12 protein-coding genes are annotated in these 11,219 nt (G+C 57.8%); all 12 read right to left on the bottom strand.

The genetic code is table 11. The annotated features are described in order from the left end of the window. Positions 1–29: 29 nt before the first annotated feature. Positions 30–812 carry a polysaccharide biosynthesis/export family protein gene (locus NKI21_RS17030; protein ID WP_031212196.1) on the bottom strand — a complete coding sequence of 261 codons (783 nt, stop codon included), beginning with the start codon at positions 810–812 and terminating at the stop codon, positions 30–32. Further along, positions 812–1,621, bottom strand: a complete 810-nt coding sequence (locus NKI21_RS17025; RefSeq protein ID WP_352441355.1) for a tyrosine-protein phosphatase — start codon at positions 1,619–1,621, stop codon at positions 812–814. The genes NKI21_RS17030 and NKI21_RS17025 overlap by 1 nt, the downstream gene beginning before the upstream one ends. Positions 1,622–1,742: 121 nt before the next feature. Then, the gene (locus NKI21_RS17020; protein WP_352441356.1) at positions 1,743–2,063 is read right to left on the bottom strand and encodes a hypothetical protein; all 321 of its coding nucleotides are present in this window, start codon (positions 2,061–2,063) and stop codon (positions 1,743–1,745) included. Positions 2,064–2,396: 333 nt separating this feature from the next. Then, a complete protein-coding gene (locus NKI21_RS17015; protein ID WP_352441357.1) occupies positions 2,397–2,723 on the bottom strand; it encodes a hypothetical protein in 327 nt (108 codons plus the stop codon). A 656-nt stretch (positions 2,724–3,379) separates the two neighbouring features. Next, positions 3,380–4,438: a Fic family protein gene (locus NKI21_RS17010; RefSeq protein ID WP_352441358.1), complete on the bottom strand. Its 1,059-nt coding sequence runs from the start codon at positions 4,436–4,438 to the stop codon at positions 3,380–3,382. A 152-nt stretch (positions 4,439–4,590) separates the two neighbouring features. Continuing rightward, positions 4,591–5,025 carry a hypothetical protein gene (locus NKI21_RS17005; RefSeq protein WP_127295725.1) on the bottom strand — a complete coding sequence of 145 codons (435 nt, stop codon included), beginning with the start codon at positions 5,023–5,025 and terminating at the stop codon, positions 4,591–4,593. Between the two features lie 57 nt (positions 5,026–5,082). Continuing rightward, entirely contained in the window at positions 5,083–6,225 is a 1,143-nt protein-coding gene (locus NKI21_RS17000; protein WP_352441359.1) for a glycosyltransferase family 4 protein, read from the bottom strand. Then, positions 6,222–7,379, bottom strand: a complete 1,158-nt coding sequence (locus NKI21_RS16995) for a glycosyltransferase (protein WP_352441360.1) — start codon at positions 7,377–7,379, stop codon at positions 6,222–6,224. The genes NKI21_RS17000 and NKI21_RS16995 overlap by 4 nt, the downstream gene beginning before the upstream one ends. Then, on the bottom strand, positions 7,357–8,166 hold the full coding sequence (locus NKI21_RS16990; RefSeq protein ID WP_128302898.1) for a class I SAM-dependent methyltransferase: 810 nt from the start codon (positions 8,164–8,166) through the stop codon (positions 7,357–7,359). Before NKI21_RS16990 ends, NKI21_RS16995 begins: the two co-directional genes overlap by 23 nt. A gap of 5 nt (positions 8,167–8,171) precedes the next feature. Continuing rightward, a complete protein-coding gene (locus NKI21_RS16985) occupies positions 8,172–8,948 on the bottom strand; it encodes a class I SAM-dependent methyltransferase (protein WP_352441361.1) in 777 nt (258 codons plus the stop codon). Further along, the gene (locus NKI21_RS16980; RefSeq protein ID WP_128302896.1) at positions 8,941–10,209 is read right to left on the bottom strand and encodes a polysaccharide biosynthesis protein; all 1,269 of its coding nucleotides are present in this window, start codon (positions 10,207–10,209) and stop codon (positions 8,941–8,943) included. The genes NKI21_RS16985 and NKI21_RS16980 overlap by 8 nt, the downstream gene beginning before the upstream one ends. After that, positions 10,206–11,036, bottom strand: a complete 831-nt coding sequence (locus tag NKI21_RS16975; protein ID WP_164892844.1) for a glycosyltransferase family 2 protein — start codon at positions 11,034–11,036, stop codon at positions 10,206–10,208. Before NKI21_RS16975 ends, NKI21_RS16980 begins: the two co-directional genes overlap by 4 nt. Positions 11,037–11,219 lie beyond the last annotated feature (183 nt).

Here is an 11,219-nt window from a genome sequence, read left to right as displayed (position 1 = left end):
ACGCGAGGTGATCCTGGGGTTGTCCGTGTCTACGGAATGACCGCAATGCGGGCAGCGCTGGAGGCGAGGCCCAGCGCATCCTTCAAATTGTTCATCGCGATTTTCGACTTCGAAGCAAAAACGACGACCACGTCGCCGCCATAGATCCGCGGGTTGCGGTTCTTGCCGGCGCGGATTTCCTCGACATTGTAATTTGCGACCAGCTTGTTTTGGCCGACATTGCGATAGACGAAGACCTTACCGGCATCACCGACCGGATTGAACCCTCCGGCAAGGGCGATCGCGTCGAGCAAGGAAGCGCTGCTGGACACCGGATAAATGCCGGCCTTGTTGACTTCACCATCGACCGTGATGCGCTGGCCAATCGACTCCTTGACGAAAATCGTCACGTCAGGCGACTGCAAGTACTTTTCACCGTAGGCAGTCTCGATTTCCTTCTCGAGCTGACGAACGGTCTTGCCGGCTGCGGTCATGGTTCCAATCAGCGGAAGCGAAATCTGCCCGCCCGCGTCGACCTGAACTGTTCTGTTCAAATTATCGACCTGAAACACACTGACCTCGAGTACATCGTTGGCAGACAGCGGCTGCTCGCTGCCGTTCTGGGTATTCTGCGGCGGCGGGAGATCCTTGACCACCTGCAGCGTACCACCGCCTGAGAGCGCCGATGAAGACGCCATCGGCTGCAGCGCATCGACAGAACTGGTGGAGGACGTCGATGTCGACGAAGTGCTTGCGCAAGCAGATATTGCTAGCGATGCGAGCAAAGCGGGCACGGTGCCCGCATGACTTCTTGCAAGATCGAAAATGCCCATCAAAGAGCCCCGCTCTTGAACAACCGGCCCAATCCGCCAAACCGCCCCGCACTGCTGCCGCCCGATTTCCTCGCGCTTTGCTTTCCGATGGGCACGAGCGGCCGATTTTGCAATATCGCGTCCGGGCGTTTCACTGCCATGTTGTAAGCCTCATCTTCCCCACACCGGTTCGCGATGGCGACAACCGCCTGCGAAAGCCCTGGCCGCCGCCGGCTGGCGCCGTGCGTGTCGGAGGCGACAATATCCACCCTGCCCTCATCCAGCAGCTTCTCCGAGTAGTAGAGCGCCGTACGTCCAAAGGCCCCCGTCACAGAATCAGCCGTGAGCTGAATAAGGCAGCCTAGCGTATTCAACCTCTCGATGACGTCGTAATTCGCCTTGATCCAGGTCAACCGCTCTGGATGAGTGAGGATCGGCACGAAGCCGGCGCCTATGAGACGCGCGGCGAAATCTTCGAGCCGCGGAGGCAGAATGTGATGTGGCGGTTCGAACAGGAAATAGCGGGATCCGTTCAGAGTCGGCACCGTACCAAGCCTCAACCGATCGGGAAGATCAGGCGCGAGATGAACATCAGCGCCAACGTATAGGGTAAGCGGTATGGCAGCGCGATGAAGCTCCAGTTCCAACGCCTGAACAGCCTCGGCAATGTTTGGCGTGGCGTTCTCATAAACCCCAGGCATTACATGCGGCGTACATGCCATATGCGTTGTACCGTCGGCGACTGCCAGCCGTGCCATCTCCAGCGACATGGCCAAGTCAGGAGAACCGTCATCGAGACCGGGCAGGATATGTGAATGCAGGTCGATCATTGGCGTTTCTGGTTGAGAGGAGGCAAAGCTTCGCCTCGACAAAAATAGAAACGCGTCACCCGCATGAAGGCGAATGACGCATTTGACAAATTTACGCAAAACAACGGGGGTCGTATCCCGCCTATTGGCTGACCGCGTCGTCGTCATCCTGCAGGCCGATAATAAGGGCGACGGCACCACCGACGGCGGCGCCGCCCAAGAGAACCGGCAGCATGCCAGGTTCTGAGCTGGCGGGTACGATCGTCGCAGATGGTGTCTCAAGCGAAACGCACATGCCGCCTTCGATAGGGTCGACCTTGACGGTGGCATTGGCTGGAATATCGAGCGCGCAATTGGCTCCGATAGCCAGCGAAGCAGACGCATGCGCCCCGGTCATGATGCGCGCGCCCGCATACACCGGCGCCTCGGCATCCACCCCTGCATAGCCGCTGGCCTGGGACATCTGGACATCACCCCGGACCTGCGTAAGACGACCTATCGCGTCTTCGGACGCCGGCACGGGCGCAAGACAGGAACAGGTTTGCTGAGCTACAGCCTCGGGAGCGGCGAACAGGACGCCCCCTGCGACGAATGCAACAAAAGCAAAAGCAGCCCCGAACCGATGGCAACTCATCATTTTACCCCACCAAAACCTGTAACTCGCCCTGTTGGTACGAATTACAGCCCGCCCCGCTCCAAGCAATAGAACAATATGGTTAACAAACCCAACAAACCAGCCGGCCCCGCCAACCTATCCAGACCCTTCTCTACAGCGGCCGACGCCGCCATATCTTCGTCAGCGGCTGACGCCGTTGTCGTCGTCCTGCGTCGCCGCGAGCACGCCAGACGTCAGAAGCGCCCCGGCGAAAATCGCCTCCGGCGGACCGAACCCAGCGCCGCCCCCGGAGGGCTGAATAGCAGCCGTCTGCTCCGAGCCGACAAGCTTGAGGCAAATGTTGTCGCCAAGGCGGGAAACGTCGAGGCTCGAATTGGCCGAAACCTCCAGATTGCAGCCGCCGACCAGAACGGAGGCCTCGCCCTTGGCGCCAACCACCACACGGCTGCCGAAATCGAGCGCGCTTCCAACCTTGGCAGCGCCATAGCCCGCCGTCTGCGACACCATCACATCACCGATGGCGGAACGGATGGATCCGATCGGGTTTGCCGAACCTTGATAGGGTGTCGCGCAGCTGCACGAAGCATCCTGGGCAAACGATGAAGCTGGACCAAACCCGATTGACACGACAAATACGGCAAGCGCAGTTTTAACCACAAGGTTCATCAGTCTTCGATCCCTTCTTGCTGCACCACTTCAGACGCACCCAGTCAAAGGCAGTGCATCAGCGCGTACCAGTTTTTGGCCACAATTCCAACCTGTTTCGCGCGCGCGAAGCGATTTAAGCTGATGCGTGTCTGTCCGAGCACAGTACTTTAGCCAAATCGCATTAATAGTTTTCGACTAACTTTCACAGGTTTCTTATTATCGGGCAAAAATTTGACGTCTCCTTTCTGTGGTGACTGGCTCGATAAGATTTGACCAAGCTGAGCGCGCCAAACCTTCCGACACCCAAGCTAATATATTGAATTATAGATACATTTTCGGTGTAGATATTCCTGCTGACAGCATGTAATTCGAGATCGGCTCGATACCAATCGCGGCCAACGGGGGTAGACGGCCGGCTCGGCTACCCATTCCTCATCTCTCGGCCATGGAGATCTGGCTCCATGCCCCCACCTCGATCCAATTCACCAAGTCGACGTGCCTCAGACTTGGAGCCTTTACCGCCTATTTTGGCCGTACCACGTTCCCTTGCCGGTTCCATGTTGGGCCAGATGGTTCGCTTCGACCAGAATGGCCAAGTGTTTTTTGACGGTATTTCGGTTTGCACCTGTCAAGTTGACGATCTCGCTGATGGTTATGCGCCCACGCTCATTGATGGCCTCAACGATTTGCAGCGAGAGTTCGGGCAACGTGCCGAGCACAAGGCGCTCCCGCTCGATTTTTTTCTCCAACCTCCGCTTTTGCTGCTGCAGAGCGCGTAGGAAATACACAGCCCATGGCTGCCAATTGGGGTTCGGGCTGCGGATCGTCTTCTGGGTCTGGCGTAGCGCCAGATAGTAGCCTTCCTTGCTGTTCTCAATCACGCTTTCGAGGGAAGAGTAAGGCACATACGCATATCCGCTGCGCATCAGCAGGAGCGTCGTCAGAACGCGCGACAGCCGTCCATTCCCGTCCTGGAATGGGTGTATCTCCAGAAACACCACCGTGAAGATTGCGACGACGAGCAGAGGGTGAAGGCTTTGCTCGTTGAGTGTGTCGCGTGTCCACTCGACGAGCTCTTTCATCCGCTTCGGCGTATCAAAAGGCGTCGCCGTTTCGAAGATGACGCCGATCTCTTTTCCGTCGGCATCGAACGCACTGACATTATTGGCAAGTGTCTTATATGCACCGCGATGGCGTTCATCCTTGTTGCTGAACGCCAGCAGGTCACGGTGTAATTGTGTCAGGTGGTTTTCGGTCAGATCAATCGCATCGAAATGTGCGAAGATCATTCCCATGACCTGCGCATATCCGGCGACTTCCTGCTCGTCTCGGGACTCAAAGAATTTGATGTCGAGGTTGGCGAGCAGCCGCTCCACTTCGCCGTCAGTAAGCCTGCTTCCTTCGATACGGGTAGAAGAGCCGATGCTCTCGATGGTCGCAACGCGGCGCAGAGCCGATAGGCGCTCCGGAGCGAGCGCGCCCATCGCTCGCCAAGCCCCTTTGAATTCGTCGATCTCCGAGACCAGGGCAAGGATTTCGGTGGTAATTTGCAGAGAGTCGATCTTCAGGGTCATACCCACAAATATACCCACAAATACCCGAAAATTCAAGAACCGACATACCCAAGAAAGGACCCATAAATACCCAAATACGGGCAGCCGGCCAGCTTGAGAACAAGACCCACTCACTTCGCCGCAAGAGGCTCCGGTCTTTACTGGCGACCTGCTCAGCAAGGTTTGTACGTTGCGCCGGCCTGAACCGGCTGGCCGCAGAGAATTCCGCCCTGCGTAAGTATGGTGGCCAAATCTTCGCCCTCGGCCGTCAAGCACTGCACAACAAGGGTATCGCCAACCCTGGAGGCGATCTTGCCGTCGCAAGGTGTTCCGGCACCGACAGGTTTGCAGGCCAGGACGAGCCCCTGGTAGTCTCGGCGCGCCGCTTCCGTCACCAGGAGGCGCATAGCCTGAGGCCTGGAAAACGCCGCTCCGCACAGCAGGATCTTGCGACCGCCGACGCGTAGATCATCGACCGATGGGATTGCGAGCTTGCCGTCAAACGGCTTGAGCTCGGCTACCGGCTTCGCGGGGGACGGGCCGCCCCTCTGCATCACGATGATGCCCAGAAAGCCAACACCAAACAAAACAGCCACGACGGCAAGCAACGCTATGCTCCTGACTGACAAAACCATCCTCCATCCGACCCTGTGCGGCCGGTCCGCTCATTTCGTCGCAAGGGCGCTCAGTCTTTCTATCTGCTGCATGTACTTCTCGATGACGATCGTTTCCGAAAACTGCCGCTCGACCTTGTTTCTGCTCTGTGCCCCCATCCTGTCCCTGGACGAGCCGTCCAGCCGCGCAAACTCGACCATCTTGCTCGCAAGGTCATCAGGGTCCCTCACCTTGCATAGGAAGCCATTGACGGAGTGGTCCACCACTTCCCTGCATCCTGGCACGTCGGTTGCGATCAGCGGCTTGCCCATCGCAGCCGCCTCGAGCAGCGAGCGCGGCGTTCCCTCCCTGTAAGAGGGCAGCACGACACAATCGGCGGCACGCATGAAAGGCCGCACATCGTCGGTGGAGCCGAGATATTCGACCAATCCCTCGCCAACCCATTTTTCCACGTGCTCGCGGCTGACCGCGGTCCGGTTTTCGACATCAAGAAAGCCGAGTAGCTGGAAACGCACTCCGGGCACATCACGGCAAACCCGACGGGCCGCCGTGATGAACTCGCCGACACCCTTGTCCCAGAGAAGCCGGGCCACGAGAAGAAAGACGATGGCGCCAGACCCGGTGCGCGCTTCGGACAACGGGGCAAAACGCACGAGGTCGATCCCGGAGCCAGGCAAAAGCGCGGTTCGATCCTTGCGAACCAGACGTTCGTCGACGAACAGCATCCGGTCATCGTCATTCTGGAAGAAAACCATTTTGGAACGGGCCAATGCCACCCGGTACAAGGCCTTGGCAATCCTGAGCAGCAGACCACCGCGGACGAACGCCGTCCCCAATCCCGAAATGTTGTTGATGACGGGAATGCCGTTCAGATTGGCCGCGATGGAGCCGAACACATTGGGCTTGATCGTGAAGCCGACAAACGCCAGCGGTCTCTCGCGCCGCAAGAGACGCCAGTAGCGCCACAGAAGGACCAAATCCCGCAACGGTGACGTGCCGGAATTGTCCATGTCGAGTTCGACATAGCGGCAGCCCATGGCCCCAATCAGCGGAGAATACTCGTCTCTCGGCGCGACGACGACCACGTCATAGCCACGGCTCCGCAGCGCCTCGATCAGTCCCTTGCGGAAATTGACGACATTCCAGGATGTGTTTATCGAGACGACTATCTTGTTGCGAGCAACGGCCGTCATCTCTGCCCACCCGGATATGACGACGGCGCTCTCAACAGCATATCCGCAAACCGATCCGGCGATCTTTCCGACAAGGTCTTTCCGTACAAGGCCGACCGATCACCGACTTGAATGACCTTCAGCAGTGCTTCCGCAATTTCCGACGCGCCAAAGCCGGCTGAAATCTCCAGGCCCGACAGCATGTCCAGATCTCCCGCACAGGGGGTGGTGACGATGCCGGGAATCCGGCAAGCCATCATTTCCAGAAGGACGTTGGGAAATCCCTCCGTCGCCGACGTAAGCAAGCCGGCACGCGCAGCGCGAAACAGCGGAAACGGGTTGTCTCTCTGGCCGAGCAGATTTAGTCGCGAGGCCAGATCAAGCTTGCCGGCGCGGGCTCTCAACTCCGCTTCCATGGGGCCAGAGCCAACCATGGTCAGCTCATAATCCTCGCCGGTCCTTCGTCTGACTTCGGCCAGCACATCAACCGCGATCGTCGGACGCTTCACATCGATCAGCCGGCCGCACCAGACTATCTGCGGACGGCGGGAAAGTATCTCGGCGTCGTGCCCGGACAATGCCTGCATGGACATTTTGACGATGAGATCTTCGTCGACCGGGTTGGGCAAAGTACACAGCTTGGCGATTGCTCGCCGGGGCAATACGTCACGCAGGCGTTCATTCATATAGCTCGTTTGCGCGACTATCATGTCTTGGCTGCCATAGGCAGCGTAGAGCGCCTTGTAAGCGAGCGCGCGAGGACCCTTGAAGCGATCCAGAAGTACCGTGGACTCGCGGGCGACCAGCCTATGGCTGCGGAGAAGTCCAATGCTTCGGGCGGCAGCCAGAAACGAGTTTACCCGTGCGTGACTCGAGAACACCAAATCGTACCGACGCCGGAGCAGCCGCGGGGCGAGCAAAAACTCGCTCATGGCCTTGCCGCCGCCAAAGCCGTAGCTGCACCGAATTCCGTCCTGGTGTGATCCAGCGGCCTCGCCCGCCGCCTGGCTACCCAAGAAACCGATTTCGACGTCCCAGTCGGGTCGCCTCGCGAGTGCGCGCGCAACAAGTTTCAGGATGGTTTCGGCACCGCCTCTTCTGTCGAGCGGAATGGCGATCAGCGCGAGCTTCCTTTTCATGAGCCGCGGGAACTCACTGTTTTCGCCGAAAGACATAGGCGTAGGTTTCCGCGGCATCCTTGCGGAGAAACAGGGCCGAAACGCCTAACCAGATGCGCCAGGCAAGAAAGGCCGGCACGAAAAAATAGAAGTAGGAGCTTTTCCAGAACAGACGGCGCTCGACAAGTTCCAGGTCGTTCCGTTTTGCGATTGTCTCGACGTCACTGGGCAAGCACTTGTCGTAGAAGGCCGGAAACCCGTCATGACCCATGCCCTTTTCAGGATAGATCGCAAAAAGCAGCCGTCGCTTCATCCCCTCCGGCAGGACCCGATTCAATCTGGCAAAAACGGCGTTGCGCGAGGGCGAGAAAATGGCAACCATGCCTCCCGGCTTCACGCAACTGGCAATGCCGCGCAGGGCACCCTCGCCATCACGGACGTGCTCGAGCGTTGCCTGGCAAATGACGACGTCAGCATCGCCCCTCCCCCTAAACGAGGTAAGGTCCGCTTCAATCTCCTCGTCGTATATTCCGCGTGGCGCTTTCGACAACTCTTCCGCGTCGAGGTCGAGCCCAACGACAAAAAGCCCCAGGCGCCGCTTCTCCGAAAGACTGACGAACGGCCTGGCACCCCCGCCAAGATCGTAAACCCGTGCGTTTGAGGTAAGTAAGGGAGGTGCTATCTCCGTCGCAAAGGTCCGGTTGCCGTCGATGCGAAGGCGCCGCGGCAGAGCACTGTCCAGGAGCTCGGAAATGGCCACATTCGCGCGAACAAACTTTCGCAATATCGACACTGCTTCACCACCGGTTTCGTCTGGCGATCTGCGCCCACTCGGATTTGACATCCGCGCTATATCCTGTGGAAGACGTAGAGCCGCGTATGATGCGAAAATGGGCCGAGCAACCGGTCCGCGGCAGCACGCAAACCTCTCAGGATTCCATTCTTGCTGTCGTACCAGGCCTGCATCGGCTTGGAGAAAAATGTCTCGTCCTTCAGCCCCTTGAAGCCTCCCCTTGGCTGTGATCCCAGAAGCTTGAAGCCGTGCTGTTCGAAACTGGAAACAATCGAAGACGGCTCAAGAACGAACTGGTAAAATCCGGCCTGTTCACCTGAAAACCTGGGATAGAGACCCATTCTGATCTTCAGCCGTCGGAGAGGAGAAATGCTCGGCACTGTCACGAAGGCAACTCCTCCTGACCGGATGATGCGCCTCATCTCCAATGCGATCTCATCGTAACCGTCGAAGAAGTGCTCGATCACCCCCAGAGACCACACCCCATCGAAGAATTCGTCCGCGAAGCCCGTTGCTCGAACATCCCCCACGGTCACTTGCAAATGGGGCGCGGCACGGTTCACCATCCCCACGGTCTTCTGCGCGAAGTCGATCCCGTAGGCGGAAAAGCCTGCCTGGTGGAGGCCATGGACCGTATTGGCCAAGCCACATCCAGCGTCCAGGATCTTGGCCGATCCGGTCAGGTATCGCCTGGTGGTTTCAACGACAAAGCGATCCGGCCTCAAGACAATCCCTTCGGCCCAGTGAGAATCCCAATAGTCGTCATCAGCCACCGTGCCGACATGGACGATGCGCCTGTTTTCCTCGTCGTAGAGTGCTTTCTTCTCATTCATTTCTGGCATCCGGCCCGACCACCAAAACAGTGCGCTGTTTCGCATCAGGCCCTTGGTCTGCAATCACATTCCTCAATGCGAAAAAGGAACAGGCAGCGGCAACGACATATCCGAACAAAAACGCCATTTCACTGCCAAGCGGCACCCGCCACCAAAGGCCCAATGCCGCCAGACAACAGCAAGCCAACGCCCCTATCGCGTAGGAATAGGTCAACGTCATCGCTTTGCTCGACCGAAGCGCAAACGGATCGATGATCACCTTTTTCGTCCTGTTGACCAGAACAGCACAAGAAACGATCCCGAACACCACAGGGTCAAAAGACTTCCCCAGCCATCCGGAGGCATGGCCCGAGAAAAACAGGCCAACTATTCCGGCCGCCGCCGCGGTCGCAAAAATGAGTGCGATGGCCGCTCCCTCGAACAGTCCGCGCCGAAACTCCCTGACGTTTCCATTTGCGGCGCTGAGAAACGCCCTTGGCACGAAAACGAAGCTGGCCGCATTCATGAAGAAGCCGACGGACCGTTGTGAAAGATCGACACAAAACGAGAAGACACCGAGATGGGTCTCGGAGCCAAGCAACAAAACTATGTATCGGATGCCGACAAACACGCCGCTCTCGGCCAGATTGCTCAACACAAATCCCCAGCCAGTGACCAGAGACCCGGCAAGATAGGAAAAGCCAGGCCGTCTCAGATTCCTAGGTCCCAGCAAGGCAAATGAAATCAGCGCTCCGACGAAATAGCTGAGCGAAAAGGCTGCAAGAGCCGAGCCTACTTTCGCATCTCCGACAAGCAGGACTATGGCTCCTGCCTGGTATGCGACGGCCTGGCCAATCGCCGACCAACCGTACGCCCACAAGCGCAGTTGTGACCTCAAAATCTCTTGAAGTGCGGTGTGCAAGCCGAAAGAAACGATGATGGTCGCGGCAACGGCATTGCCAAATCCCAGCCACGTCAGTGCCAGTCCAGACAGGACGACAAACAACGCCACAACTGCCAGCACGGTCAAGATGGACGATACGTACTCTCTACCCATTCCCGCGGCATGCATTTTTGCGGAAACCGGCATTATCGAATAGGTCGCGACTCCAAAAACAAGTGTCGAAATAAATGAAACTGTTGCAATCGTCGTGCTGAAAATACCGTACTGTCCAGTCTCCAGATGGCTGCCGATGTACAGCAACGTCGCTATGTTCAGAAGACCAGGAACAATTCGTATTACGATGGCTTCCACCAACTTCCACAGGCTGGCTTCTTTCATGAAGTCACCCGCACGAATGACCTCTTGAGCAAGAACGGGAAACTCAAGGCACCAAAGCTCAAACAGGCAAGAACCGCCTTGCCCAGGAACCGAACCGACCGATATCGTCCTAGCCAGAACGCCTTGATGTAGTTCAAGTTCAGCAACAACATCGGGTATGCATTTTGCCGCTGAAGAAGCCGAATCCTTGCCGTCATCCCCTCCGGCAAATATCGTTTCCGTCCAATCTCGACATTGACACAGATAACGTCGTATTCGATCGCCAATCTGGACCAGAGAAGAGATGTTGGAACACGGCGGAACCGCCCCGCTGGGGGCACGGCAACCCGTTTAAGCAAAGGAGTTTTGATGACCTCCTTCTTGTCGCCGACCACCCGTTCGTCGGCCCGCATCTTTATCAGGTTTGTCCGTTCCGACGGAAACGGCTCTGCTGCCCTCTCTGGGTGGCCAAGAGCCATCGAGAACACAAAACCCGCAATCTTCTCATCGACACTTCTCTGCGAGAGGTGCTCACAGACTTCCGGCAAGCGATCGGTGAAGAGATCGTCGTCATCATCGAAGACCATGCAATAGTCGCCAGTGGCGGAAGCAATCGCCGAAAACATCGCGCGGCCTCTGCCGTCATTCGGGCCGGTGGTGACCACCAAACTGGCATCGCGAGATGCGATTTCCGCAAGCGCTTCGTTCGTTCCGTCGGTCGAACCGTCGACATGGACGCATATCTGCAATGGGCAGTCCGTACGCAACAGTTGCTGAACCAGCGCCGCAACGCGATCCCGCCGATTGAACGTGGGGATGCAGACGCTCAATAGCGCCTGGGACTGCAATGGATTGCAGACTGCCTGTTTGCGAGCCGTATCGATTCCATCTGCTCCTGGTTACGTGATCATGGAACAGCGCGGATCAGCCGGGAAACGCCGAGCCTTATCCCCGCCCGAAATACGCCTGATACCACTCGACGAACCGCCCCACCCCTTCGGTCACTGTCGTCGTCGGGCGGTAGCCGACCG

Source organism: Mesorhizobium sp. M0715 (genome assembly GCF_040320355.1).
GTDB lineage: Bacteria > Pseudomonadota > Alphaproteobacteria > Rhizobiales > Rhizobiaceae > Mesorhizobium.
Note: the sequence above shows the minus strand (reverse complement) of the source record. Positions and strands in the feature narration are given on the sequence as shown.